At 59.6% G+C, this 26,453-nt stretch carries 24 protein-coding genes and 3 pseudogenes; 13 read left to right on the forward strand and 14 right to left on the reverse strand.

From position 1 onward, the window contains the following. The 7 genes and pseudogenes from UB23_RS17015 to phnD all read right to left on the reverse strand — a co-directional run. A pseudogene (locus UB23_RS17015) lies at nucleotides 1-163 on the reverse strand (phosphonoacetaldehyde hydrolase); the annotation flags it as partial. Nucleotides 164-248: 85 nt separating this feature from the next. Then, entirely contained in the window at nucleotides 249-1,121 is an 873-nt protein-coding gene (locus UB23_RS17020) for a LysR substrate-binding domain-containing protein (RefSeq protein ID WP_045060469.1), read from the reverse strand. Nucleotides 1,122-1,175: 54 nt separating this feature from the next. Continuing rightward, complete coding sequence (locus UB23_RS17025) at nucleotides 1,176-2,471, reverse strand: MFS transporter (protein WP_045060470.1); 1,296 nt, start codon at nucleotides 2,469-2,471, stop codon at nucleotides 1,176-1,178. A gap of 124 nt (nucleotides 2,472-2,595) precedes the next feature. Next, nucleotides 2,596-3,687, reverse strand: coding sequence for an iron-containing alcohol dehydrogenase PsrA (psrA, locus tag UB23_RS17030; protein ID WP_045060471.1), 1,092 nt, complete (start codon nucleotides 3,685-3,687; stop codon nucleotides 2,596-2,598). A 139-nt stretch (nucleotides 3,688-3,826) separates the two neighbouring features. Beyond that, nucleotides 3,827-4,645, reverse strand: a complete 819-nt coding sequence (gene phnE, locus UB23_RS17035) for a phosphonate ABC transporter, permease protein PhnE (protein WP_045060472.1) — start codon at nucleotides 4,643-4,645, stop codon at nucleotides 3,827-3,829. Nucleotides 4,646-4,647: 2 nt separating this feature from the next. Further along, entirely contained in the window at nucleotides 4,648-5,445 is a 798-nt protein-coding gene (phnC, locus tag UB23_RS17040; RefSeq protein ID WP_045060473.1) for a phosphonate ABC transporter ATP-binding protein, read from the reverse strand. Then, nucleotides 5,442-6,311: a phosphonate ABC transporter substrate-binding protein gene (gene phnD / locus UB23_RS17045; RefSeq protein ID WP_082069196.1), complete on the reverse strand. Its 870-nt coding sequence runs from the start codon at nucleotides 6,309-6,311 to the stop codon at nucleotides 5,442-5,444. Before phnD ends, phnC begins: the two co-directional genes overlap by 4 nt. A gap of 109 nt (nucleotides 6,312-6,420) precedes the next feature. Here phnD and UB23_RS17050 point away from each other — a divergent pair, with 109 nt between their 5' ends. Further along, complete coding sequence (locus UB23_RS17050; RefSeq protein ID WP_045060474.1) at nucleotides 6,421-7,293, forward strand: LysR substrate-binding domain-containing protein; 873 nt, start codon at nucleotides 6,421-6,423, stop codon at nucleotides 7,291-7,293. 94 nt (nucleotides 7,294-7,387) lie between these two features. On the opposite strand, the gene UB23_RS17055 is transcribed toward UB23_RS17050, so the two are convergent. From UB23_RS17055 to UB23_RS17070, 4 genes and pseudogenes are all read right to left on the reverse strand, one after another. Further along, nucleotides 7,388-7,933 carry a DUF4410 domain-containing protein gene (locus UB23_RS17055; protein WP_045060475.1) on the reverse strand — a complete coding sequence of 182 codons (546 nt, stop codon included), beginning with the start codon at nucleotides 7,931-7,933 and terminating at the stop codon, nucleotides 7,388-7,390. 62 nt (nucleotides 7,934-7,995) lie between these two features. Beyond that, a complete protein-coding gene (locus tag UB23_RS17060; RefSeq protein WP_045060476.1) occupies nucleotides 7,996-8,250 on the reverse strand; it encodes a hypothetical protein in 255 nt (84 codons plus the stop codon). A 50-nt stretch (nucleotides 8,251-8,300) separates the two neighbouring features. Then, complete coding sequence (locus UB23_RS17065; RefSeq protein ID WP_045060477.1) at nucleotides 8,301-8,510, reverse strand: hypothetical protein; 210 nt, start codon at nucleotides 8,508-8,510, stop codon at nucleotides 8,301-8,303. Between the two features lie 95 nt (nucleotides 8,511-8,605). Further along, a pseudogene (locus UB23_RS17070) lies at nucleotides 8,606-9,055 on the reverse strand (LysE family translocator); the annotation flags it as partial. Between UB23_RS17070 and UB23_RS17075 the strand changes: the two are divergent. Continuing rightward, a pseudogene (locus UB23_RS17075) lies at nucleotides 8,940-9,410 on the forward strand (hypothetical protein); the annotation flags it as partial. The pseudogenes UB23_RS17070 and UB23_RS17075 overlap by 116 nt on opposite strands. A 49-nt stretch (nucleotides 9,411-9,459) precedes the next feature. Here the strand turns inward: UB23_RS17075 and UB23_RS17080 are convergent. Next, entirely contained in the window at nucleotides 9,460-10,593 is a 1,134-nt protein-coding gene (locus UB23_RS17080) for an aminotransferase class V-fold PLP-dependent enzyme (protein ID WP_045060478.1), read from the reverse strand. 135 nt (nucleotides 10,594-10,728) lie between these two features. Between UB23_RS17080 and UB23_RS17085 the strand changes: the two genes are divergently transcribed. Then, nucleotides 10,729-11,127, forward strand: coding sequence for an ASCH domain-containing protein (locus UB23_RS17085; RefSeq protein WP_045060479.1), 399 nt, complete (start codon nucleotides 10,729-10,731; stop codon nucleotides 11,125-11,127). Between the two features lie 10 nt (nucleotides 11,128-11,137). Here the strand turns inward: UB23_RS17085 and UB23_RS17090 are convergent, their stop codons facing one another. Continuing rightward, nucleotides 11,138-11,392: a Pathogenicity locus gene (locus UB23_RS17090; RefSeq protein ID WP_045060480.1), complete on the reverse strand. Its 255-nt coding sequence runs from the start codon at nucleotides 11,390-11,392 to the stop codon at nucleotides 11,138-11,140. 427 nt (nucleotides 11,393-11,819) lie between these two features. On the opposite strand from UB23_RS17090, the gene UB23_RS17095 reads away from it, so the two are divergent. The 7 genes from UB23_RS17095 to UB23_RS17125 all read left to right on the forward strand — a co-directional run bounded on the left by UB23_RS17095 (nucleotide 11,820) and on the right by UB23_RS17125 (nucleotide 20,075). Then, complete coding sequence (locus UB23_RS17095; RefSeq protein ID WP_045060481.1) at nucleotides 11,820-13,163, forward strand: MFS transporter; 1,344 nt, start codon at nucleotides 11,820-11,822, stop codon at nucleotides 13,161-13,163. Beyond that, the gene (locus UB23_RS17100; protein WP_045060482.1) at nucleotides 13,144-14,076 is read left to right on the forward strand and encodes a 2-hydroxyacid dehydrogenase; all 933 of its coding nucleotides are present in this window, start codon (nucleotides 13,144-13,146) and stop codon (nucleotides 14,074-14,076) included. Before UB23_RS17095 ends, UB23_RS17100 begins: the two co-directional genes overlap by 20 nt. A gap of 217 nt (nucleotides 14,077-14,293) precedes the next feature. Continuing rightward, nucleotides 14,294-14,491, forward strand: a complete 198-nt coding sequence (locus UB23_RS17105) for a hypothetical protein (protein WP_045060483.1) — start codon at nucleotides 14,294-14,296, stop codon at nucleotides 14,489-14,491. A gap of 587 nt (nucleotides 14,492-15,078) precedes the next feature. Continuing rightward, complete coding sequence (locus UB23_RS17110; RefSeq protein WP_045060484.1) at nucleotides 15,079-15,882, forward strand: HpcH/HpaI aldolase family protein; 804 nt, start codon at nucleotides 15,079-15,081, stop codon at nucleotides 15,880-15,882. 130 nt (nucleotides 15,883-16,012) lie between these two features. Further along, nucleotides 16,013-16,771 carry a sulfite exporter TauE/SafE family protein gene (locus UB23_RS17115; RefSeq protein WP_045060506.1) on the forward strand — a complete coding sequence of 253 codons (759 nt, stop codon included), beginning with the start codon at nucleotides 16,013-16,015 and terminating at the stop codon, nucleotides 16,769-16,771. Between the two features lie 66 nt (nucleotides 16,772-16,837). Next, nucleotides 16,838-18,577 carry a 6-deoxy-6-sulfo-D-gluconate dehydratase gene (locus tag UB23_RS17120; RefSeq protein WP_045060485.1) on the forward strand — a complete coding sequence of 580 codons (1,740 nt, stop codon included), beginning with the start codon at nucleotides 16,838-16,840 and terminating at the stop codon, nucleotides 18,575-18,577. Between the two features lie 37 nt (nucleotides 18,578-18,614). Continuing rightward, nucleotides 18,615-20,075, forward strand: coding sequence for a 3-sulfolactaldehyde dehydrogenase (locus tag UB23_RS17125; protein WP_045060486.1), 1,461 nt, complete (start codon nucleotides 18,615-18,617; stop codon nucleotides 20,073-20,075). A 45-nt stretch (nucleotides 20,076-20,120) separates the two neighbouring features. Here the strand turns inward: UB23_RS17125 and UB23_RS17130 are convergent, their stop codons facing one another. Next, nucleotides 20,121-21,185 (reverse strand): LacI family DNA-binding transcriptional regulator, encoded by a 1,065-nt coding sequence (locus UB23_RS17130; protein WP_045060487.1) that lies wholly within the window; start codon nucleotides 21,183-21,185, stop codon nucleotides 20,121-20,123. A 229-nt stretch (nucleotides 21,186-21,414) separates the two neighbouring features. On the opposite strand from UB23_RS17130, the gene UB23_RS17135 reads away from it, so the two are divergent. From UB23_RS17135 to UB23_RS17145, 3 genes are all read left to right on the forward strand, one after another. Then, entirely contained in the window at nucleotides 21,415-23,172 is a 1,758-nt protein-coding gene (locus UB23_RS17135; RefSeq protein ID WP_045060488.1) for a solute:sodium symporter family transporter, read from the forward strand. Further along, nucleotides 23,172-25,217 (forward strand): alpha-glucosidase, encoded by a 2,046-nt coding sequence (locus tag UB23_RS17140; protein ID WP_045060489.1) that lies wholly within the window; start codon nucleotides 23,172-23,174, stop codon nucleotides 25,215-25,217. Before UB23_RS17135 ends, UB23_RS17140 begins: the two co-directional genes overlap by 1 nt. A gap of 142 nt (nucleotides 25,218-25,359) precedes the next feature. After that, a complete protein-coding gene (locus UB23_RS17145; protein WP_045060490.1) occupies nucleotides 25,360-26,436 on the forward strand; it encodes a porin in 1,077 nt (358 codons plus the stop codon). Nucleotides 26,437-26,453 lie beyond the last annotated feature (17 nt).

Consider the following 26,453-nt stretch of genomic DNA (forward strand, 5'->3'; position numbering starts at 1 on the left):
CCATGCCCATCGGGCCGCGGGCTTCTTCCAGAGAGACAGCGACGCCAAACTCGGCGAAAGCCTCGACAAAGATCTGCGTCGGGGCAAAGGAACCGAAATCAACAACGGTGCCCGCCCAGTCCAGAACTACGGCTTGCAGTTGATCAGGTTGTTTGTAATTCATGGTAAATCTCCACTTTTGAGGATGGGAAGGCCGTCCCTCTCGTGACCGAGAGTAGGCCTGTCAAATGTTCAAGTGCGTTACAGAATCAAATGGACGGTGTTGGGCTTGAGTCGAACAACTCCGCGATCATCGGCCGGTTTCTACGAATACCGAGGCAGCACAGGTGGTAGTCGATGGAAAACGGGTGGTTAACAAAGGTGATCGGCTTTGTGCCTGGTGTTTGCGCATATTCGACGGCTGACACGAAACCGATACCGATGCCTTTTGTGATGGCATGGACAATGGCTTCGCGACTGTTCAATTGCATGATGCAGTTCAAGTCGACATCGAGGCGTTTGCAGCTTTCCTCCACCAACTGGCGAGTGCGTGAGCTTTTCTCCCGAAGGACCCATTTCTCATCGCGGATCTGCTCGACGTGCACCTCTTTCTGCGCTGCCCACGGATGGTCATCGCGCACTACGGCAATGATCGGGCAGCGTCTGTAAAGCTGTGTGTCAAAGCGTTGATCGAACTCTGATAACGCCAGAATGGCCACGTCGATGTCGAAGTTGAACAGGCGATCCAGCGTCTCTTTCTCCGGTGAGAACGAGGTTTCAAGTTCGATGTCCGGATGGCGCTGCATCAGTTCGTAAGTCAGGTTCATCGCAATGGGCGGCGAAACTGCACCCAGGCGCAACATGCCGGTTTTGCGTTGCTTGAAACTCTGCAAAAGTTGCACGGCTTCATCCTCCTGACCAAACAGGCCCTGGGTGATCGCATAGAGCTTGTGTCCCGCCGAGCTCATTTCGATAAAGCGGCCACGACGGTGGAACAGTTCCACGGAAAATTTTTTCTCCAGCGCGTTGACCTGTTCGCTGACTGTCGGCTGGCCGACGCTCAGGTACTCGGCGGCGAGGGTGAAGCTGCCGGTCTTCGCCACCGCATGAAAGGAACGTAGCCACTTGTGGTACTGGTACATAGAAGATCCTGTTCATGAGCCGGCGCTGTTAACTCAAGCCTCTCTGGCGAACGCTCAACGTCTGATAAACAGCGCGACCGCGGCACTGCTCAGGCAGGCAGCCGTGACCACGATGAAGATCAAAGACGTGTTGCCGGTACTGTCGAGCATACTGCCGATCAGCGGTTCTGCCAGGCCTGCGAACAGATAGGACGAGAAATTCATCACGCCGGTTGCGGTGCCGGCCCGTTTAGCCCCGACCAGGTCCGGACACAGTGCCCAGAAACTCGACGCCGGGCCATAAACGAAGAAACCGCAAAGGAACAGTGCCACCAGACCGGTTGCGCTATGAGGTGCAAGGGTCCACATCCACAGGCTGGTTGCCGCGCCGAGGACCATGTAAAGCATGATCGCCAGGTAGCGTTTGGAACCGAACAGCTTGTCCGATATCCAGCCATTGCTGAGGGCGCCGATGGCCATGCCGACGGGCAGGGCGACGGTGATCCACTTCGGATCGATCATGCTGTCGCCGCTTTTCCAATTGGCACCCAGAAAGTGCACCGGCACCCAGACGATCAAGCCGTAGCGTGCAGCGTTCTGGAAACCGAGGGACAGGGCGGCGATGATCAAACGAAAGTTCTTCAGGACGGCTTTGTAGCGTTGCGCGGACGTTTCGTCTTCGCCGTGTGCCACCTCATGGTTTTTGTCATCGGCGTTGGCAACGCCCGTATCGGCTAGGGGCTCGAAACCCATGTCCTGTGGACGCTCACGTGCCACCAGATAGAAGATGATGCCACCCGCCAGCATCAGCAGTACCGGCAAGCGGAAGATCCATCGCCACTCCAGATGCATCACCTCAAGTACGACGATGGAGGTCACGTACGAAAGAACCGAGGCACAACCGGCGGCGAATACATACAAGCCGTATACCTTGCCGCGCTCGCCGGCACTCCACCAGTTGGAGATGAGACGGCTGCCCGGTGCCCAACCCAATGCCTGGAAGTATCCGTTGATACCCCAAGGGAGGATCAGCGCGGTAAAATTACTGGCGAAACTGGTCACCCAGTTAGCGCCGCAGGACAGTACGGCACCCAATGTCATGATGCGGCGGCCGCCGAACTTATCGGCCAAGTTACCGTTTATTGCCTGGCCAATGGCATAGGCCCAGAGCATTGCAGCCGATACCCACCCCAGGTGCTCTTTGGTAAAACCGAACTCGGCCTGGATCCCCGGAATGGCGAAACCGAATGTTTGCCTGCCGGTGTAGAAGAACAAGTAACAGAACATCGCAGCCAGCAGCATGCGCCACTGGGCGAATCGGAAAGATGAGGTGGATGTTGTGAGAGCAGGCATGGCTTGGGCACGATTCATGATCTTTTCCTTATTATTGTTCGGTCCCGTCGATTGGCGTCGGCGGGTGCACTCTTTTGTGGGTGCAGCAGGAAATCGTCGCGGCTCGCATGCCGCTGACAGTGCTTGGTAAGGTTTTCCGGCTCTAAGCAGCTCTAGAGCCGATGAAGTTTTTGCCCCTGGCGCCCTGCATGGCAAAGTTGATCATTTCCTCGGCTTGCGATGCCGTTACACCGTAGTCGGAAAACTCCGTTTTAACGTCCAGGCTATGCAGGAATTCACGCAACTGGCTTTGGGCTTTTTTCAGGTCGTTGCCGAATATTCGTTGAAGGGTTCGGTCGCGCGCTTCGTCGTGGCCCCAGGCAAGGCCCAGCACCAGCGGTAGGGTAAAGGAGCAGGCGATACCGTGCGGCAGACCATAGTGCAGGGTCATTTCGTAGGAAATGGAATGGGCCAATGCGGTTTTGGTATTGGAGAATGCCAACCCTGCCTTAAGAGCGGCCAATGCCATGCGTGAGCGTAACTCCTTGCTGGACAGGTCACGACGCAGCAGCGGCAGGCATTCAAGGATGTCCTCAATCGCGGAAATGGCGAAGGTGTCCGAAACCGGATTGGCATTGATGTTCCAGATCGACTCCAGTGCATGCGACAGCGCGTCCAGCCCCGTAGACACCGTGACACTGCCTGGAACCGTAAGCATCAACTGCGGGTCGACGATGGCTACCTTTGGCCAGGTGCATTCCAGGTGCAGCGAGTATTTTTTGTGGCTGGCCGAATCCCAGATCGTCGCCCAAGGTGTAACTTCGCTGCCGGTACCCGCTGTGGTCGGAGCAGCAATCAGTACTTTGCTGCGTGCCGGGACGAACGGTTTACCTGCCGCCAACAACGCGAGTAATTCATCGAAGCGGCCAGACTCAGTACCCACGATCAGCGCCTTCGCAGTATCGATGGCGCTACCGCCGCCCACTGCAATGACTGCGTGGCATTCGCCGGCCTGCTGCCAGAAACGTTCATAGGTATCACGAAGCTGAGCTACGTCTGGATTGGGTTGGACGTCCTCGACGATATACACAAGTCGATCGCCCAGCAGGTCTTGAATACGATCGACCAATCCCAGCCCACGAGCTTCGGGAAATGTCACAAGGGCGACTTTCTGGTTTTCGGTGATTTCGGCAAGCTCGAGAAGGCTGCCCCAGCCGAAACGGGTATCAACTGGATTGTGGAATCGGGCAGTCATGGCGGGTCCTTTATTTTTGTTGTTGTAAGTGGCCCCCATAGTCGGGGCCCTTCAGCAACAGCTCAAATCGATAATTCGCAGGCTTTGATCGGTTGAACCGATAGCACGTCCCTTGGGACACTTGTTGCTCATGCAGTGTTTAGTGATGCGCCCCGCGCTGGATGACGTTGCGCAACCTACTGGACACCGCATCGGCAACGATCACCATGAGCGTGATGACGATGATGCAGGTCGCGGTTTCCTGGTATTTGAAAAGCTTGAGGCTGCTCACCAACTCAAATCCAAGGCCGCCGGCACCTACCATGCCGAGCACGGTGGCGGAACGCAGATTGACTTCGAAGCGATAAAGGACCACTGCAATCCAGGCCGTGATGACTTGTGGCAACACGCCAAATACGATGACCTGCAACGGCCGAGCACCTGTTGCCTGCAGCGCCTCAATAGGGCCTTGGTCGATCTCCTCGATGCTTTCGGCAAAAAACTTTCCAAGCATACCCAGGCCATGCAGTGCCAGCGCGAGCACGCCGGGGAAGGGCCCAAGGCCAACCGCCGAAACAAATATCAACGCCAGGATCAACTCGTTGATGCTGCGGGTGAAATTGAGGAACTGACGAGTGGTGTGGAAGACCAGGCGATTTCGACTGAGGTTGCGAGCCGCAAGAAACGACAGCGGAATCGCCAGCAACACCCCAAGCAATGTTCCCCAGAGTGCGATTTGCAGTGTTTCGATGGCCGGTGCTACCAGTCGAGGGAGAATGCTCAGATCGGGTGGGACGGTGCGTGCAAGGAAGTCGCCGATTTGCGGCAAGCCGGCGGCCAGTTCACCCACACTCAGCTGTGCGCCCGTTGCGCTCCAGTGGAGTGTCAAAATCACCGCTAGCACAATCGCACCGGTGGACAGCCAGCCGCGAGTTCCAGATGGCAGGTCCACCGTCCACAGGTAGCTTTGCTGTTTCATGCTCATACCCTCAGCTGCGCGGTGTGGACCTTCGGCTTGTGTGCCATCGCTGGCGCGTCTTGCGACTCTTTTACCTGGCCTGGATAGATGCGCTGCAAATCGTCTTCGGTCATGTTGGAAGCGTCACCGTCATACACCAGCCTGCCGTGGGCCAAGCCGACAATTCGGTCGCCAAACTCGCGGGCATAATCCACCTGATGAAGGTTGCACAACACGGTGATTCCCAGTTCGCGTGTGGCATCGCGCAGGTATTGCAGTACCAGGCGCGCAGTCTTGGGGTCGAGGCTGGCCACCGGTTCGTCCGCCAAGATTACCTTTGGCCGCTGCGCCAGGGCGCGAGCAATACCGACACGTTGCATTTGCCCGCCGGACAGCGCATCCGTGCGTTCGTGGGCTTTGTGGGTGAGCTCTACGCGTTCCAGGCAATGCATGGCCAAGGCCACATTCTCGCGACTGAACAGCTGCATGATCGAGGTAAGCGTTGAGACATTGCCCAGGCAACCGGTGAGTACGTTTTTCAGTACGCTGAGCCGTGGTACCACATTGTGGTGCTGGAAGATCATGGCTGCCTGACGTCGCAGAATGCTGGTGTCACGGCAAGTAATTGCATCAATACCCGCCACTGTCAGCGTCCCGGAATCAGCCTGAACCAGTCGGTTGATGCAGCGCAGCAATGTAGATTTTCCAGCGCCGGATTGGCCCAGTATCACCACAAATTCTCCGGCTGAAACCTTAAGGTCGATGCCACGCAATACCGGGTTATCCCCGTAATGCTTGGTCAGTTGGCTGATGCTGATCATTTCAGCCTCCGCAAATCCAGATCAAGGACCTTGGCGGTTTCGCGCACGACGTCGTAAGCAGCATCGGTCGTGGGCTGGAAACCATCGAGTTGGCCCTGGTCACCCCAAGGCACATCCTTGATCGAGGCCAGCGCTACGGCGACTTTCTGTTTCAGTACAGGGTCGAGGTTTTTGCGCCACACCATTGGCGACTCAGGGATCGGGCGAGAGCTCCAGACCACCTGAAAGTCATCCTGCTTCACCAGGCCCCTGGCTACTGCGTTTGCAAGAATGCGGTCGGCGACTGCAGCGGCATCGACCTTCTGGTTTGCGACTGCCAGGATGCTTGCATCGTGGGAGCCGGAGAAGATTACCCGCGATAAAAGTTTTGTCGGGTCAAAGCCGGCCTGCTCCAGGCCGGCCTTGGGAAACAGATGGCCCGACGCAGAGCTGGGATCGACAAAGGCGAACGTGTGGCCCTTGAGGTCGGACAATTGATTAATGCCGCTGTCCTTGCGGGCGATGATCAAGCTTTTGTAGGCGCTTTGGCCGGTCTTTTTGGTGACCGCTACTGCGAAGGCTTCGACATCGGCCACCGAAGTTGCCAGAACGTAGGAGAAAGGGCCGAGGTAGGCCACGTCCAGCTTGCCTGCGCGCAGTGCTTCGATGATGCCGTTGTAGTCGGTCGCGACAAATGGTTCGACCGGCATACCCAGTTTGCTTTCGAGGCTGGCGAGTACCTGTTTGCTGGACTCGATCATCGCCTGGGAGTCTTCTGAGGGGATCAGGCCAATTCTCAATTTGTCGTTCGCTGCTGCTTGGCAGACGGCGCTGATCGAGAGGCATGCAATAGCGACGACACGCAAAAATCTGGAGAAGTTGTTCATGGCATTCCAGGAGGCTGGTTGGAGTGGCCTCAGGTTAGAAATGTCACGTGACAGTCATACGATCAATTCAATATGGGTTTCAGCAGCTAACTATTGATGGAGTCTATGGATGTCGACCGCCAAGATGCGTGCTTTCCTCGCTGTGGCGCGCCACGGTAGTTTCAGCGCCGGTGCCAGAGCGCTAGGGCTCAGCCAGCCGACGCTGACAACCCAGGTGCAGAGTATGGAGCGGCAGTACAATCTGGAGCTGTTCCACCGTCGCGGGCGGCGTATAGAGTTATCCGATGTTGGACGGCAATTACTGCCGATAGCCCAAGCGATGGCTGCGCTGGATCTTGATGCGCACAACTTGCTGCGCGATTCTGGGCGGCTTGACAGCGGCGAACTCAAGCTGGGGGCGGTGGGACCATTTCATGTGATCGAGATGGTTGATAACTACCGCCAACAATATCCACGCATCGATGTGTCTATACGTGTGGGCAACTCGGCGCAGGTGCTGGCCGATCTTGAGAGCTACGTCACGGATATCGCCGTGCTTGCCGGCCGGAATGATGACCCAGGCCTCTGCGCTGTGCATTACGCGCGTCACGCCATCATCCTGTTCGCCCACCATGAGCATCCTTTTGCCGCAAGGGGTTCAGTACGACTGGACGAGCTGGAAGGGCAGCCGCTGCTGCAGCGAGAGCCAGGGTCAACCACTCGCCTGGTGCTGGAGCAGGCGTTGATTGCAGCGCAGGTTTTCCCGCGAATAACCATGGAGATCGGTAGTCGCGAAGCGCTACGCGAGGCGGTGGCTCGGGGCATAGGACTGGGGGTTGTGTCCGAAGCGGAATACATCCCCGATCCTCGTATCCGAGCGATCCGCATTGATGGTGATTCGCTCTATACCGATACGTTTATGTATTGCCTCTCCGAACGTCGGTCCAGTCGGCTCATTACATCTTTTTTTGATGTAGTGCTTTCTGAGGCATTAGCAAAGTAGCAGTGGATGGCAGTCACAAGAGCGCCAACACCACTCTAAATGTGCTGAATGGTTTCCCCTCATGAGTGAATGGGTTCGTGCACCCAGACCTGAATCACTCAGCCTCTGTGCCCTTGATGTCGCTGATAATCTGCTGAGCGATCGCCTCGACCTGCTTTTGAGTCATTGCTGACATAACCCCCTCCCAAGCCGACGAAGAAGTGTCATAGGTGCGACTACCGATTAACCGCCCGGACTTCAAATCCGAGTAATCCGCACTTGAGTTGATCCAGGAGTTGCCAACCATCACGCCCGCTGCATAACGCGCACCGGGTGTAAGGTATCGAAAATTGGTGACGTTGATCTTGATGCCCACTCCGTCCTTAACAGCGGGGTCCGCTACATGAGATTCGGTGAGGCGATAACCGGCACGGGTAGCTTCATCTTTGAGGGCCTGGTTCCATTCTTGCCTCAGGCGAATCCAGTCTTCGTTCTGCTGAACCTTGCCATTGCCCTGGATGTTAACAACTAAGTTTTTCTTGGCGGTTTCGTCAATTTTCAGAGTTTCAGCGCCACCGCTTTTTACGGACGCTGCGCAGCCGCTAAGCAGCGAAACGGCGATGAGGCATGACAGGGCGAGTAGATTTTTGCTGTTTTTCATTGAATGTCCATATCCAGAAGGTTCTGCTGCTGAGGAGCAGCTATTGTTAAAGTAGCAGCGAATCACTCAGTCTCGCTTCGCAAAATCGCTCCGGCCTTTACTTCGCCAGCATATAAGCTGATTTTTTCCTGTTGAGCCTTCAGCAATGCGCATATCTTTATCAGCGCAATGGCTTCGTCAGGCGTTTTCCCCATACTCGCCATACGGGTCAGCTCAATCATGGACCAGCCGATCACTGCGGCTGTATCCTCCAGGTCGTAGAACAGCTCCTGCTGAGCTGTTCTTGGTCCGTCGAGTCCCTCAATAAGCTCTGGCAACTACTTCTCCATTCTTGAGCGTCGAGTCCAAAGTTGAGCCATGTTCATTCTCAATGAAGGGTTTTCACCTTACGGCTCTCACCAATCCTGATCCGATCCAACGCCCGATTAAGTGCATCCAGCGCATCAAGCAGCGCTTTTGCTTCCGCCTCTCGACCATCCCCCCAAAGCCGCTCAACCATTCTATTTAACGCTTGGATCGATCGTTCAATATCGGCCGCAGTCACTACCGGCGCATCCGCTTCTTGCTTCTTTGACATGTTCAAAACCTCTTAAGCGCTTGAAGAACAACGCCTGAGATTCGGCAGTTTTCAGCATACATCCTGGGAGGATACGCAAAAATCGGCTGACACCCTCACGAATGAATCGGCAACGCCAACCCAAACACCACAAAAAATCCACCACACACCTTATTGAACCGCCGCCCCGTCCGAGCCAGCCAAGGCCGCACCCGATGCGCTGCACTCGCCACCATATACTCAACCACAAACTCTACCACCGCATACGTCAGGGCAATCGCTGCCGTTTGCGCAATGATGCTCCTGTACGGATCCAGGAACGGCGGAATAAACGCAGTAAACAGCAGCAGTGCCTTGGGATTTGAAAGCGCCGACACCAGTCCTTGGCGGAACAGCGACCAGCGTCGAAAGCTTGTAGCACCGGTCGGCTCAAGACTGACCGGCGCAGACCGCCACAGCCCCCAGCCCAGCCAGATCAGATACAACCCGCCAACCATCTTCAATACGGTGAACCAGGTCGCCGATGCCTGGATCAGTGCACCCAAGCCCAAAGCGCACAGCGCAAGCGCCCTGTTCGAACTCTGGAGGCGCGACCCAGTGCCGATCGCCGTCTACGAAAGCGCAAGCCTGGCTCGGCTTTATGCCGTGAATTCACTGACCCAACGGGGCCGCCAGTTCAAGGTGGTCTACAACAGTTCGAGTCTCGCGGGCCAGGTGGCGGCAGTGGAGGGCGGGCTTGCGATTGCCGCGATTACCCAGTGCACCGTGCAGCCATCGCTTCAGGTCTTGGGCAGCGAGCACGGCTTGGGCAGCATTGAACCGATGGAGGTGTCGATTCTGCGTAGCCGTGCTTCGCGTGGGTCGAAAGCGGTGAATAGCCTGCATGCTTTCATCATCAGTGCGCTGAGGCATCAGGTGTAGGCCCGCAGAAGATTTGTCATCCTCCACGAGCCCGGCGCCGGTGAATGGATCAGCTACGCATCACCTCATCCAGCGCTTGTTCCAGGGTGCTGACCGTGCGCTCGATATTGTGCAGCTTTTCGAGCCCGAACAGACCGATGCGAAAGGTCTGGAAGTCTGCTGGCTCGTCGCACTGCAACGGTACTCCAGCAGCGATCTGCAGGCCGTGGGCGACAAATTTCTTGCCGTTCTTGATGTCGGCATCATCGGTGTAGCTCACCACCACGCCAGGGGCCTGGAAACCGGCGGCGGCCACGCTCTTGATCCCCTTACTGATCAACATGGCGCGCACCCGGTCGCCCAGCGCTTGCTGTTCGTCGCGGACCTTGTCGAAGCCGTAGGCTTGCGTCTCTTTCATCACTTCGTTGAAGCGCGCGAGGGCGTCGCTGGGCATGGTGGCATGGTAGGCATGGCCGCCCTGTTCGTAGGCCTGCATGATCTGCAGCCATTTTTTCAGGTCGCAGGCAAAACTGCTGCTCTGCGTCTGCTCGATGCGCGCCAGGGCCAAGGGACTGAACATCACCAGGGCGCAGCAAGGGGAGGCGCTCCAGCCTTTTTGCGGTGCGCTGATCAGCAGGTCGATGGCGCATTTGTGCATATCGACCCACAGCGCGCCCGAGGCGATGCAGTCCAGCACGAACAGGCCACCCACCGCATGCGCGGCGTCGCCGACGGCGCGCATATAGTCATCGGGCAGGATAATCCCCGATGAGGTTTCAACGTGGGGGGCGAAGACCACCTGTGGCTTGTGCGCCTGAATGGCTGCCAGCACCTCGTCCAGCGGGGGCGGAGCATAGGCGGCCTGGCGACCCGTCTCGACCGGTCGAGCTTTGAGTACCGTGGTCGCCGCCGGGATGTTGCCCATCTCCAGGATCTGGCTCCAGCGATAACTGAACCAGCCGTTGCGGATTACCAGGCATTGCTGGCCGCCGGCAAACTGCCGCGCCACCGCCTCCATGCCAAATGTACCGCTGCCCGGCACCACTGCAACGGCCTCGGCGTTGTAGACCTGTTTCAGGGTGCTGGAAATGTTCTTCATCACCCCCTGGAAGGACTGCGACATGTGGTTGAGCGAGCGGTCGGTGTAGACCACCGAGTACTCGACCAGCCCCTCGGGATCGATACTGGGATAGAGCTTTGACATGGGTGACTCCTGTGGCAGAGATGTCAGTGGTATCGACCCTGCCCTAAGCCTTGGCAAATGACAAGATTGCACGAGGTTGAATTGCAATGCCCGCCGTACGGCGCCGGGTACCGTCTGGGCGCGGATCGGCGCCAAATGCTTGCGAGCCGCCCCCGTTGCCCTCGGTGTCAGGCCGTGTGGGCATTGGTCCCGGGCCGGATCGCTGCTGGAGAGAAAACCCTCGAGGTCCGTCGTTGGTATCCAGATTTAGCCCCCTCCGAGGATCTCCTGATTGTCGAAAACGGACGGTTTCTTCATGAGGAGGGTGACGAAGACCCTGACGGTACAGCCGTCGCGATTGTGCGAGTAAAAGCTGTACGTCCATTCGTCCAGGCTGACATGCAAGCGGCCTGTGCAAGTTATTTCGAGGAAGGCTGGCTGGCATGGGAGCTGAGTGACTTAAGACCGGTCACACACCCTGTGACCGTTCGCGCGGCACGGGGTATTTACCAGGTAGATTTCCTGCTTCCCGACATGATTTACCCATTGAAATAGGCGATCAGCCTTACGTCTCAGACGTGCTCAACTGCGCGCCTTTCGCAAGCTCAATGGCCGCGATAATAGCGGCGCGGGCTTGGGGACTATTCTTCCAGCAAGACGACCCCGTGGCCGCCGACGCATGAGCCAGGATGTCAGTAACACTCGCCTCGCTGAGCACCGCCAGTGAGTCAATGCCCATCTGCTCAAGTCGACCGATAACGGCCGGCCCCACGCCCTTGAGGGCCAGCAAAGCATTGTATTCCGTCAATGGAAATGGCATCCGTAAACTCCTGTTATCGGCCAATGGGGACGGCGGAGTTTGCCCGACGGGAGAGGGCATCTCAATAGATGGACTTCTTCACTCCAGGCGTAGGCGAAATCCCCCCGCAAAAAGCCCGTAGGCTCCAATGCCGTTGTAGGAGCGAGCTTGCTCGCGAAGAACTTATGGGCGCCGCGTTTACTCAGGCTTCACGCGTTATCGTTGGCGTTTCTCGCGAGCAAGCTCGCTCCTGCAGTGGGTCGATGTTCCCGTTATTGAACAGCATTGCACCAGATGCGCAGGCTTATTCGTTTCAGCTTAAATCCCACATAATGGGTTTATAATTCACATATTGAACTAAGTTCTCGGCTGGTTTAAGGTCAGTCACAACCCAGTGACCCGACGCCGTCCGGCCACCGAGAATAAAGACAATAAGAGGAATTCCCCCATGACTGGTCCTTCGCTGGACAGCCGTCTGCACGCCAGCACCATGAAGACGCTCAACCTGAAGCTGATTCCGTTCCTCATGTTGCTTTACATGGTGGCCTACATCGACAAGTCGAACATTTCGGTGGCGGCGTTGACGATGAATGCCGACCTCGGCCTCAGCCTGCGCATGTATGGCATCGGCGTGGGGTTGTTCTTCCTGACCTACATCCTGTTCGAAGTGCCGAGCAGCCTGATCCTGACCAAGGTCGGTGCGCGGCGCTGGATTGCGCGGATCATGATCACCTGGGGCATCATTGCCGCGGGCATGAGCCTGATCCAGAGCGCCAACCAGCTGTACGTGATGCGTCTGCTGCTGGGGGCCGCCGAAGCGGGTTTCACGCCCGGGATCATCTACTACCTCTCCCAGTGGTTCCCGCGCAGCGACCGAGCCAGGGCCATGTCGTGGTTCTACATTGGCGCTGCGCTGGCGTCGGTGATCGGTCTGCCGATGTCGGGTGCCTTGCTGAATCTGGATGGCCTGTTCGGCGTTAATGGCTGGCGCTGGTTGTTCCTGCTCGAAGGCATTCCGGCGATTGTGCTGGGCTACGTGGTGTTGCGCTACATGCCCGAAACGCCGGCCTCTACCCACTGGCTCGACAGCGCGCAGAAGGACTGGCTCAGCCGCACCATGCAGGCCGAGCAGGCAACGACGGTGATCTCGCACAAGGACGCCTGGCATGTGGCTTTTCGCAGTCGCCAGGTGTGGTTGCTCAGCCTGTTCTGGTTGCTGCAGGCGTTTGGCACCATCGGCGTCACGCTGTTCCTGCCACTGATTGTGCAGTCGGTATCGAAGCAGGGCTCGTTCGTCGTCAGCCTGCTATCGGCGATGCCATTCTTCCTGGCGTGCGTGTTCATGTACCTGAACGGCCGTCACTCCGATCGCACCGGCGAGCGGGGCTGGCATTTGGGTGGGCCATTGTTGGCGGCCGGAGTGCTGCTGGCCCTGGCGGTGTTTACCGGCAACCAGTGGCTGGCGTACGTGCTGCTGGTGGTGGCGGTGGGGCTGAACTGGGCGGCGACGCCGGTGTTCTGGGCGACCACCACCGAATACCTGTCCGGGCCGGCGGCTGCCGTATCGATTGCCTTGATCAACTCCATTGCCAACATTGCCGGCCTGGGCTTGCCGCCGGTGATGGGCTGGATCAAGGACGCCACCCATAGCTATGACTATGCCTTGTTGCTGGTGGCCGCCGCGCTGCTGGCGGGGGGGCTGTTAGGGCTCTATTTGGGCGGCGGCAAACGCAGCCGCAAGGTCACTACCGTTTCTGTTCCGGGAGGCATCGATGAAATCAACCGTGCTTAAAGTTGCGCGTCTGCCAGACATGCTCAGCGAGCGGCTGTATGCCGACTATGACGTGCTTGAGGGCAGTGAGAGCGGCGAGGAACTGGAGGCGCGAACGCTGCGTGGTATTCGCGCGCTGATCGCCAATGGCGAGTCGAGGGTGAGCGCCGGTTTGATCGAGCGCCTGCCGGATCTGCAAGTGATCGTGGTGTTTGGCGTTGGTTATGACGGCATCGACGTCGAAGCGGCCCGGGCCCGTGGCATTGCGGTCACGCATACGCCGGATGTGCTGACCGACGACGTCGCCGATTTTGCCATGACCTTGCTGCTTGGCACGGCGCGGCGCATTGCACGGGCGGACCGTTTTGTGCGCGAAGGGCGCTGGCAACAGGGGCCTTTTCCGTTCACTCGCAAGGTCAGTGGCAAGCGTCTGGGAATCGTTGGGCTGGGGCGCATCGGCAAGGCGATTGCGCAGCGCGCGGCGGCGTTCGACATGCAGATCAGCTACCACGGCCGGCGTCCGCTCGGAGTGGACTACCCGTATTACGCTTCGGTCACCGAACTGGCGGCGGCGGTGGATTTCCTGCTGGTTGCAGTGGGCGGTGGGGACTCGACTCATCACCTGGTCGATGCCTGTGTGCTCGATGCGTTGGGCAGCCAGGGCATCCTGATCAACGTGGGGCGCGGCAGTGTGGTCGATGAGGCGGCGCTGGCACAGGCGTTGGCTGAGGGGCGGCTGTTGGGGGCAGGGCTGGACGTATTCGAGGATGAACCGCGGCCGCATGCGGGGCTGCTGGATCTGGACAACGTGCTGCTGGCGCCGCACATGGCCAGTGCCACCTGGGATACGCGGCGGGCGATGTCGGACCTGACCTTGGCCAACCTCGCTGCGCATTTTGCCGGCGAGCCGTTGCCGACACCGGTGCCGGATTGACCCGCCGGGTCAGTCTTCCGGCAGGTTATTGAAGATTTTTTCCAGCGTGGCATTCAGTTTGGTGATCTGGGCTTCAGTGCCGGTCACCGCATATGTATAAGCCCACACTAGAAGACCACCACACAGCCCCGTTCGTCCATAACCGGGCACTTGCAACGATGTGCTCTCTCTCATATACAAGCGCGGAATTCCCGCGCATTGCGAACGGAGAGCCAACATGGAAATCGACGAGAATGCCCCAGGCAATATTTCCCAGAAGGGCGTGTCGGGCGGCACTGACAACGAGACAGGCCATGATCCTAAAAGAAGTGGAACCGAGGTCCCGCTTCCAGCTGACGATGAGGCGTCTGTCGACGAAGAAATGACCGACGTGGATGCCGCCAATTCGGTGTCCAGCGAGCACCCCAACCCTTGATGGGCAGTCCGCCCAAAACGCCCGACCCAGTGTCGTAATGCTGTTGTAGGAGCGAGCTTGCTCGCGAAAAACGTATAGACGCCGCGTACACACAGGCTTCGCGCGTTATCGTTGACGGTTTTCGCGAGCCACCTCGCTCCTACAAAGGTCAGTCGCTGTACCGGGCTTTTGTTTCATCAGCGGAATCACCTATGCGCAATTCCTGAAGCAGCCTACTCAACAGTACACGTCCACACATGATTCATCCGATAAGGCGCCCGGGTAAACCTCACATCCGATACCAGAACGATCCCGCGCTGCTGCAGCGCGGCGGTCAGTTGTACGAGTGTCTCTGCTTCAATAGTCATCGCTGGCTCCTGGTCAGAAATTACTGCGTTACGTAATTCTTGACCGAACGGTCAACCAGACAATTCCATTTTTTTATCCCTCGATCCCCTACCGAAGCACTCAATCAACAACCACAAGTAAAAATCGTAGCGCTGCGATTATTTCTGGAATATGCTTTCAGTCCTAATTTGCAGCGCTGCGATTTTGCTTTCAAGCACCGCCAGCAGCGCCGCCACCCCATCTGAAACCGGAGGCACGCCATGTCCGACGTACACTCAACCCAGACCTTTGCCAGCCGCTTGAACGGCCCCAGCGCTCCCATTGGCACCTGGCTGATGTCCGGGTCTGCAAGCACCGCCGAAGCCCTGGGTTACGCCGGTTTTGACTGGCTATTGGTCGACATGGAACACGTGCCCATCGAATTTCGCGATCTGTGGCAAATCCTCCAGGCCATCCACTGCGGGGGCGCCCAGCCGATTGTGCGGGTTGCTGCCAATGACCCGGTGCTGCTCAAGCGAGCACTGGACCTGGGTTCGTTCAACGTCATGGTGCCGTTCGTGGAGAACGCCGAGCAGGCGCAGGCGGCCGTCAACGCGGTGAAGTATCCCCCGTTGGGCAACCGCGGTTTTGCCGCCGTGCACCGTGCCAGCCGCTATGGCACCTGGGCCAACTACGGCAAGGAAGCCAACGACGCAGTGACTTGCATCCTGCAGATCGAAACGCCAACCGCGCTGGCGAACCTTGAAGAAATTGCCGCGATTGCCGGGGTCGATGCGCTGTTCCTTGGCCCGGGCGATCTGTCCGCAGCATGCGGTCACATCGGTAATCCGGGGCATCCAGAGGTTCAGGCAATGATCAGCGATGCGATTGTGCGCGCCAGCCGTATCGGCATGCCGATGGGGATAGTCGGCGGCACGCCTGAACTGGTTCAAAGTTATCTGGAGCAGGGGTATGCCTTCGCCGCAGTGGCTTCCGACCTGGCGATGATGATGAAGAAGGCCAACGAGTTCCTCACGGTCCTGAAGGCTCATCAGGCGCCCGTTGCGGTCACCACGCCGTATTGATTGACCTCAAGCCGGGCGGCTTCAGGAACCGGTGAAAATCACTCGCAGTCTGGCCCTCAGGAGTACTCATGGCAGTTGCAAATTCCCCGACCTGTCGGCCCCCTGGCCTGTTCGAGACAGCCTGTAAATGATGAGCGTCTGGTCACATGTGGGGTTTCTGCTCTGTGTGGCGCTGGCCACGTTTGCGCAGAACACCACGGGTTTTGCCTTCGGCCTGTTGCTGTTGGGGCTGACCGGATTGTTGCAGCTGGCGCCGGTAGAAACCGTCGCCAATGTCAGCTCGATCCTGACGTTGATCAACGCCTTTGTGTTGCTGCGCCGTCGCCCGGCCCTGGCGCCGAAGCTGCTGGCGCTAATCCTCGGGTGCAGCCTGCTCGGCGTGGTTGCAGGGGTTGAATTGCTGGGCTTGTTGGGGGCGCATGAGCGGGATCTGCTGCAGTTGGCGCTGGGGGTGACCATCGTGCTGTGCAGCTTCCTGCTGGTGGTTCAGTCGCGCCACCTCGAGCGACTTTCCGGATGGCTCAGTTTCAGCGGGTTCGCCGGGTTGTCCGGGATCATGGGCGGATTGTTCTCCAGCGCTGGTCCGCCCCTGGTCTATCAGCTGTATCGCCAGCCGCTGGCAGCGCACGTGGTGCGCGACACCCTGATCGTGGTGTTCGCGCTGAACGCCTTGTTGCGATTGGGCCTGCAGTCTTACGCCGGGCGCCTTGAGGCGAGTGCGGGTTACCTGGCTCTGGAAGCGGCGCCCGTGGTGTTCGCCCTGACCTGGTACATGCGCCGCCGGCCACCCGCGATCAAGGCACGAACGCTGCGCATCGGCGTCTTCGTCCTGTTGCTGTTGGCAGGGGTGAGCCTGGTCATGCGGCCGTTGCTGTCCATCCACTTTTGAACAATCACCGACACCGTCGAGACCCATCTGGGAGACGGCCTTTTAGAGTCAAGCGGAAGCCATTTCATGTCAGATAAACACAAAAAACTGGAAGAGCTACGCAGCCAGCGCTGGTTCGCTCCGGACACCATCCGCGCCTTTGCCCATCGCCAGCGCATGCAGCAGATCGGGCTGCGACGCGAGGAGTTCATGGGCAAGCCGGTGGTCGCCATCCTCAACACCTGGAGCGAGTTGTCACCCTGTCATTCGCACCTGCGCGAACGTGCCGAAGCGGTCAAGCGCGGTGTTTGGGCGGCAGGCGGATTTCCGGTGGAGCTGCCGGTGCAGTCGGTGGGCGAGGTGATGGTCAAGCCGACCACCATGTTGTATCGCAACCTGTTGGCCATGGAAACCGAAGAGCTGCTGCGCTCCCTGCCCATCGATGGTGCGGTGCTGCTAGGTGGCTGTGACAAGTCCACGCCCGGCTTGTTGATGGGTGCCCTGAGCATGGACCTGCCGATTCTCTATTGCCCTGCCGGGCCAATGTCAAACGGCCAATGGCGTGGAGTGAAGACCGGCGCGGGTACCCATACGAAGAAGTTCTGGGATGAGCGGCGCCTGGGGCTGATCGATACGGTGGCCTGGGAAGAACTGGAAGGCGCCATGACCCGCTCGATCGGCACCTGCAACACCGTGGGCACCGCGTCGACCATGACCAGCATCGCCGATGCCATCGGCTTCACCCTGCCGGGCGCGTCGAGCATTCCGGCGGCTGATGCGGGGCATCCGCGCATGGCTTCGCAGTGTGGCGAGACCATTGTCGATTTGATCTGGCGCGACCGTCGGCCTTCCACCTGGCTGACCCCTGCGCACTTCGCCAATGGCGTGGCGGTTTACATGGCCATGGGTGGCTCGACCAATGCGGCCATTCACCTGATTGCCATCGCCCGTCGTGCCGGGATCGACCTGACGCTGGAGCAATTAGCCGAGACTGCGGCCAAAATCCCCGTGCTGCTGAATCTGTTCCCGTCCGGCAATGCACTGATGGAGGACTACCACTTCGCCGGCGGCCTGCGGGCACTGATGCGCGAGATCACGCCGTTCCTGGCGCTCGATTGCGCCGGGGCCACCGGGCAAACGTGGGACGCGTTGCTGGCCGATGCCAAGTGCTACGACAACGATATTATCCGCAGCCTCGATAACCCGGTGGTGGGCCTTGACCAAGGCGCCACGCTGGCACTGCTGCGCGGCAACCTGTGCCCCGATGGCGCGGTGATGAAGTCTTCTGCCGCCAGCCCTGCATTGCGCAAGCATTCCGGGCCGGCGCTGGTGTTCGACGACCATGAAACCCTGAGCCGAATGATCGACGACCCGGGGCTGCAAATCACCGCAGACACCGTGCTGGTGCTGCGCAATGCCGGGCCCGTCGGCGCGCCAGGCATGCCCGAGTGGGGCAATCTGCCAATCCCGAAAAAGCTGCTGGAAGCCGGGGTGCGCGACATGCTGCGCATTTCCGACTCACGCATGAGCGGCACTCACTACGGCAGCTGTGTGCTGCACGTCGCGCCGGAAGCGGCGGTGGGTGGGCCGCTGTGCCTGGTGCGCAGCGGCGACATCATCGACCTGGATATCGATGCCGGCACCCTGAACATGCGCGTCAGCGACGAAGAGCTGGCTCGCCGGCGCGCTGCGCACGTGCCGGTTCATCGCCAGTACGGCCGATCTTTCGCGGCGCTGTATCAGCAGCACGTGACCCAGGCCAACGAAGGCTGCGACTTCGATTTCCTGCAAGCGGGGGAAGTCGTACCCGAGCCACCGATTCATTGATCCGACTTTTTCCGATCTGCACAGGAGTTCAAACCTCATGCTCAACCTCAAGGATTCTTCGCTGTTCAAACAGTTGGCTTATATCGACGGGCAATGGGTCGGTGCCGACAGCGGTGCGACTTTCGATGTCACCAACCCGGCCACCGGCGAGTTGATCGCCAGGGTGCCGCAAATGGGTGAGGCCGAAGCCGAGCGGGCCGTGATTGCTGCACACAAGGCATTCAAGCAGTGGAAGCGCAAGACCGCCAAGGAGCGCTCCGAGTTGCTGCAGGCCTGGTACAGCCTGATGCAGGACAACCTCGATGACCTCGCGCTGATCCTCACTGCCGAGCAGGGCAAGCCATTGGCCGAAGCCCGCGGCGAACTGGCCAACGGCACTTCGTTCGTGCAGTGGTTCGCCGAGGAAGCCAAGCGGGTCTACGGCGACACCGTCCCGCAGCCGTCGGCGGACAAGCGCATTCTGGTCACCAAGGAACCTATCGGCGTGACGGCAGCTATCACGCCGTGGAATTTCCCCCACGCGATGATCACCCGCAAGGTCGCGCCGGCGCTGGCCGCCGGTTGTGCCATGGTTCTGCGCCCGGCCAGCCAGACGCCGTTGTCGGCCCTGGCGCTCGCGGCGCTGGCGGAGCGTGCAGGTATTCCGGCCGGGGTATTCAGCGTCGTGACCGGTAGCGCGACTCAGATTGGCGGCGTGCTGACGCGGCATCCATTGGTGCGCAAATTCAGCTTTACCGGTTCGACTCCGGTGGGTCGCCTGTTGATCGGGCAATGCGCCGACACGGTGAAGAAAGTCTCCATGGAGTTGGGTGGCAATGCGCCGTTCATTGTGTTCGATGATGCCGATCTGGACGAGGCCGTCGAGGGCGCAATGCTGTCCAAGTTCCGTAATGCCGGGCAGACCTGCGTGTGCGCCAACCGAATCTACGTACAGGACAGCGTCTACGATCAATTCGCCGAAAAACTCGCCGCCGGCGCGCAAAAACTGGTATTGGGCAATGGCATGGAGCAGGGCGTCACCCAAGGACCGATGATCGACGAGGCCGCCGTGCGCAAGGTCGAAGAGCACATCGGCGATGCCTTGGAAAAAGGCGCCCGTTTGGTCACCGGCGGGCAGCGTGCGGCGTTGGGTGGCAGCTTCTTCGAACCCACCGTACTGACCGGTGTTACCGCTGCCATGAAGGTCGCCCAGGAAGAGACATTTGGCCCGTTGGCGCCGTTGTTCCGCTTCAGCACCGAAGAAGAGGTCATCGAGCGGGCCAACGACACCGAGTTTGGCTTGGCCAGCTACTTCTACACCCGCGACATCGGGCGGGTGATGCGCGTCAGTGAAGAGCTGGAGTACGGCATGGTCGGCGTCAACACGGCGGCCATCGCCAATGAGATGGCGCCGTTCGGTGGGGTCAAACAGTCCGGCCTGGGCCGCGAAGGATCGCGCTACGGCATCGAGGACTACCTGGAATTCAAATACGTGTGCCTGGGTGGCGTCAATCGCTGACAGCGCCAGGCTGCAAGCGATGCGGGCGGCTGTGTGCCGCCTGCATCAATCTGGCACTGCGCAGGTGCTCTCGCGCACGATCAGTTCGAACCCCAGGTCCACGGTTTCCGGCTCGGCGGGCAGGGTGCCGGTTTCGATCCACTGCAGCAGGCGAGTGGCGACCGTACGACCGATCTCCAGCGGGTACGGGCGCACGGTGGTCAGGCGCGGCGCGCTGAGCTTGCTCAGGGGCAGGTCGCCGAAACCGGCAATCGCCAGCTGGCCGGGCACATCGATGCCGCGACGACGGGCTTCGAACAGCGCGCCAATCGCCAGCACATCGTTGGAGCAGCACAAGCCCTGCGGCTGATCTGCAGTCTTGGCCAGCTGGTCGAACACCTGGGTCAACACCACCTCGGAAGTACTCTCCTCCAGGGCGATGATCGTCGCCGTGCAACCCTTTTTTTCCAGCCAGGCACGAAAGCCCTCGGCACGTTTTTGTGCGCGATGGTCAAGGTGCATGCGCGAGCCGACATAGGTGAAGCGGCGCACGCCGGATTGGTACAGGTGCTCGGCGAGCGCCGCGCCGACATCCTCGTGGAAGAACCCGACCTGCAGATGAAACGGCTCGTCACCCAGTTCCCACATTTGCGCCACCGGGATGCCGGTGGCTTCGAGTAGCGACCGGGCGGCTTGATGCTGGTTACCGGTGAGCACCAATGCCGCAGGGGACCAGGATAAATGCGCCCGCAGCAGTTCCAGTTCACGGTCGGGGTCGTAGTTGCTGTTGCTGATCAGCAGCTGATAGCCCCGCGCTTCGAACACGTCCTGCATGGCTTGCAGGGTCTCCGAGAAAAACGCGTTGATCATCGAAGGCACTATGACCGCTACGGTGCGGCTGTGGGAAGCGGCCAGGGCGCCCGCCAGGCGATTGATGGTGTAGCCGGTTTCGGCGATGGCTTCGCGGATACGCTCGGCACGCTTGCTGGAGACAGCGTCAGGATCGCGCAGGAACAGTGAAACGGTACTGGGCGAGACGTTAGCCCGCTCGGCGACTTCGTCCATGGTTACGCGATTGCCTTTGCGACGGCCCGGATTGCCGTTGGCGATGGTTGCCGGTAAGTCGCTCATCTGTTTCCTCGGGTGCAAAAGTCCAAGAGAATGAAAGCAGGGCGCTTTCAAGTCAATCACGAGCATGCCAGCTCGGCAAAATTCGAATGCGAACAAAAATGCGCGTAAAACGAAGGAAAAATCGTAGCGCTACGATTTTGCTTGGTTTATGCTCGGCGCGTACCATTTAGCAGCGCTGCGATTTTATCCGAGCGTCTACCCAACCCGTGTTGGAGAACAACTATAAAAAATGAATACGTCCCTGTTCACCTTCCTTAGCATGCTGTTCTTTACCGGCCTGGTGGCCGCCATTTCCTGGTCCTTCACGCGCAAGGCCAAGGATGTCGGTGCCCACGGCTACTTCATGGCCAGCGGTGGGCTCAACGGTTGGTTTATCGCCGGCTCGATGATGCTCACCAACCTGTCCATCGACCAGTTGATCGGCCTCAACGGTGACTCCTATGCCCACAATCTGAGCTCGATGGCGTGGGAGGCCACTGCGGCGGTCTCGACCATCGCCCTGGCGTTGTTCTTTTTGCCGCGCTACATGCGTGGGGGCTTTTCGACGCTGCCGGAGTTCATTGAAAAGCGCTACGACGTCACCACCCGTCGCGTGGTCAGCGCGCTGATGGTGGCCACCTACACGCTGGTCTTGAACCCCGCGTCGCTGTACCTGGGGGCAATCACCTTCAACCAGATTTTCGACCTGCAAGGCATTCTCGGCTGGTCCTATCCGGCCACCATCTCGCTGCTGATCGTCAGCACCGGCGTGATTGGCGCGGCGTACGCGGTACTGGGTGGCCTGCGCGCGGTAGCGGTGTCGGACACCATCAACGGCATCGGCCTGCTGGTTGTGGTCATCCTGATCCCGATCATTGGCCTGTGGACCCTCGGCCAGGGCGATGTACTGTCCGGCGCGCAGACGATCATGCAGGACTCGCCCGAGAAGCTGAATGCCATCGGCGGCCCGCAGGACAAGGTGCCGTTTGGTGCGATTTTCACCGGGATGATTGTTGCCAACCTGTTTTACTGGTGCACCAACCAGGCGATCGTGCAGAAGAGCATGGCGGCGAAAAACCTCGCTGAAGGGCAGAAGGGCGTGCTGTTGTCCGGTTGCCTGAAACTGCTCGTGCCATTGGCCATGCTGATGCCGGGTGTCATCGCCTGGCACCTGTTCCGCGATCAGCCGCTGTCGAACTCCGACATGGCCTATCCGGCGCTGGTGTCGGTGTTGATGCCCTGGTGGATGAAGGGGTTCTTCGTGGCCGTGATCTTCGGCACTGTGATGAGTCACTTCAACGCGATCATCAACGGCACGGCGACCTTGCTCACCTACGATTTCTACAAGCCGTTGCGGCCCCTGGCCGATGATCAGGCACTGGTGCGCTTCGGCAAGCGCGTGAGCATCCTCGCTGCCCTGGTGTCGCTGGTCGTGGCGCCGATGCTGATGTATGCGCCGGAAGGCATCTATGCGGTGCTGCGCCGCTTCACCGGGTTTTTCAACATGCCGATCATTGCCATCATGCTGTTCGGGTTCTTCAATGCCCGCGGCGGCGCGTTCCCGGCCAAGCTGGTGCTGGGCCTGCACGCCTTGTGCTACGCGGTCTTCGTGCTGGGCCTGAAAATCGATGTGCGCCTGGGCATCAGTTTTATCCATGTGATGGGGATCATGTTCGCCATCGAGATGCTGATCCTGATCGCTTTGCGCAACCGCTACGCCCGGGCCGAGCCTTACGTGGTGCAGACCTCGAGCCGGATCATGGACCTGACGCCATGGCGCCATGCGGGCAGCTTCAGCATCGTGCTGCTGGCCGCACTGGTCTCGATCTACCTGACTTTTTCTCCGCTGGGAGTGGCCAGTGCGGCCGGGCCGAGCAGTTGGTTCGTGCCGTTGTTGGCGACGGTGTGGGTCGCGGCGCTGGCGGCCATCAGCGTGGTTCGCCGTCGCTGGCGCCAGCGCGAACCTGATGCCAAATCCTCCCTGCCAACCTGCGAGGTGCAATCCTGATGACGTCTTCAACTTCACTCGCCACTGCCGCTTTCGTCCAGACCGAGGGTGACATCCGCCTGGTGGTCGATGGCCGCGTGTTGTTCTGTCACAGCGAGCGCAACCCGGCGATCTTCGTCGGCCAGGGCGAGGCGGACATCAGCATGCAGCGCGGCAACTTCTCCATCCGTGACTATGTCCAGGAACGGCTGGCCTTGCGTCACGCCTGGTTAGACCAGGCCGCAGCGCGCCTGGATTTGCGCGCCTGGGTCGACGGCCCGGTGCTGCTCAGCCTGAGCCTGCAAGTGCAGGACAACGTGTTGCGCCTGGTGCCACTGAACATTGATGCGGGCATCAACCGCCTGTGGTTGCGCGTACCGGCAGCAGCGGATGAGCATGTCTGGGGTTGCGGCGAGCAGATGTCGTATTTCGACCTGCGCGGGCGCAATTTTCCGCTCTGGACCTCGGAGCCCGGAGTCGGCCGGGACAAGTCGACCTGGCTGACCCTGCAAGCGGACAACGAAGCCAATGCCGGCGGCGACTACTACCACACCAACTATCCGCAGCCGACCTACATTTCCTCCCAGCGCTACTGCCTGCATGCGGTGACCACGGCCTACGCCGATTTTGATTTCCGCCATCAACAATTTCATGAACTGCAGTTCTGGGCGGTGCCCGAGGCGTTCGAATTCCTCCTGGCCGATGACTTCGTGCAACTGGTCAGCCAGGTATCGAGCCATTTCGGTCGCCAGCCGCGCCTGCCTGAATGGGTGATGAAAGGGGCGATTCTGGGCTTGAAGAACGGCCGCGAACACGCCCAGGCGCGTCTCGACGATGCGCTTGACCAGGGCGTCGCGGTGAGCGCCTTGTGGTGCGAGGACTGGGAAGGCCTGCGCATCACCTCCTTTGGCAAACGCCTGTTCTGGGACTGGCAGTGGAACAGCACGCGCTACCCCGATCACGCCGCCTGGGTGGCCAGCCTTGAAGCACAGGACATCCGGTTCATGGGCTACGTGAACCCGTACCTGTGCAACGACGGTCCGTTGTTTCAGGAAGCGCAGGAAGCCGGTTACCTGGCCACGCGAGTCGAAGGCGGCACCTATCTGGTGGACTTCGGCGAGTTCCTGTGTGGCGTGGTCGACTTCACCTTGCCGGCAGCGGCGCAGTGGTTTGAAGAGCGAATCCTGCGGCGCGAGATGCTCGACAAGGGCTTGTCCGGCTGGATGGCCGACTTCGGCGAGTACCTGCCCATCGACCTGAAACTGGCCGGCGATGCCGACCCGATGCTCGAGCACAACGCCTGGCCGGTGCGCTGGGCCGAGGTCAACGCACGGGCCATTGCCAACGCGGGCAAGACCGGCGATGCGCTGTTCTTCATGCGGGCCGGCTACAGCGGCGTGCAACGTCATTGCCCATTGCTGTGGGCGGGGGACCAGTCAGTAGACTTCAGCCGCCATGACGGATTGCAGACGGTCATCTGTGGTGCGCTGTCCTCGGGTTTGCTCGGCAATGCCTATCACCACAGTGATATCGGCGGCTACACCAGCCTCTACGACAATTGCCGCACCGGCGAACTGTTCCAGCGCTGGGCCGAGATGGCGGCGTTCACTCCGGTGATGCGTACCCATGAAGGCAATCGCCCGGACCAGAACCTGCAGTTCTGGCAGGACGCCGACACCTACGCGCATTTCGCTCGCATGACCCGACTGTATGTCGGCCTGCGTCCGTACCTGCAAAGCCTGGTGGATGAAGCCGAGGCCAGCGGGTTGCCGCTGCAGCGTCCGCTGTTCCTGCACTACGAGCAGGATCCCGAGACCTATTCGATCCAGGATCAGTACCTGTACGGCAAAGACCTGCTTGTAGCGCCCGTGCACGCCGAAGGTCAGCGCGAGTGGACGGCCTATCTGCCTCGTGGCGATCAATGGCAGCACCTGTGGAGTGGCGAGCGATATGCCGGCGGCCAGCGCGTAACGGTTGCAGCGCCGCTGGGTCAGCCTCCGGTGTTCATCCGCGTCGGCAGTCGCTGGCAGGCGACCTTCGAAACCCTGGCGGACCTCGCTCTGTGAGTTGAATCCTTTCTCGCTACGCAGCGCCTTGTGCGCCTCCTTCACGGGAGGCGTCGGGCCTCCCTGCGCCTTGAGATCGCCAATACCTGTACCCGAGTAAGCGAACTTGAATAATAAAAATTACGTTTTTGCTGCTTTTGCCATGACCTGCTCCCTCCTGGGAAATTCTGCCAATGCGGCCTCACCTTTGGTCTTCAAGGCCGGAAACCTGAGCATCAACCCTTACGGGATTCTTGATCTGTCGCTGCAGGGCGGTAAGTTCACCGACGATCACCCGGGCCATACCATGGTTTCGGACGGCAACCTGCAGGCGTCGCGAATTGGCCTGAAGATCGACTACGCACTGGGCAACAGCGGCTATGGCATTCGGGCGTTCGGTGAGCGCGGCCTGGTGCTGCGCAACATCTGGCGCACCGGCTACAACGAGGGCAGGATCTCCACCAACCGTGGTTATGGTGCAGGGGTGACCGGGCCATTCGGTTCGGTCGACATGGGCAGCCTGTACATGCCGATCTACTGGGTGTTCCTTGATTCGGACGTGGCGATGTATGGCCTGTCCAACATGGCCTCGATCATGAGCCTGGAACACACCACGACCTTGGGCAAAAGTGGCACCGGCGGCTTTTATGATACTACCGTGCGCTACCGAACCCCGGAGGTCCATGGGTTTTCCAGCGAACTGGGGTATTCCTACGGTAACTCCAGTATTGAAAACGGTCCGGATCAGAACCGCACCAGCGGCTTCAACCTGCGCTATCGCGATGGTGATACAAGGCTGGGCTACGGCTTCAACCAGCACGATTCGGCTCCCTCGCTGACGACCGGTGAGTTGTACCGGCAAAACACCCACGTGCTCTCCGGCACCGTGCGGCTCGGTGGAGTGCTGTGGGGCGCGAACTACGTCTACTCCGAACGCGATACCGACGTACGCTGGTTCGCCTCTGCGCAGATGGTCAACGCACGCATCACTTTCGGCCCCGGTGACATCACGCTTGGCGTCTCGCACCGTATCGAAGCCGAGGGCGCACGGGCCTGGGCCACTCACGCGGGCTACCTGTATTCGCTTAATACCAATACCCAGCTCTACACCTACGTGTCTCACATCGAGAATAATGCCGACTCCGGGCAGGGGTTTGCGCTGTTGAGTGAAAGCTACCCGAGTGTGCCCAAGGGGTACGACCCTTGGGCCATGACAGCCGGTATCCGTTGGGGATTCTGAGCATTGATGAACAGTTG

It is taken from the genome of Pseudomonas sp. ES3-33 (assembly GCF_000952175.1).
Taxonomy (GTDB): Bacteria; Pseudomonadota; Gammaproteobacteria; order Pseudomonadales; family Pseudomonadaceae; genus Aquipseudomonas; species Aquipseudomonas gregormendelii.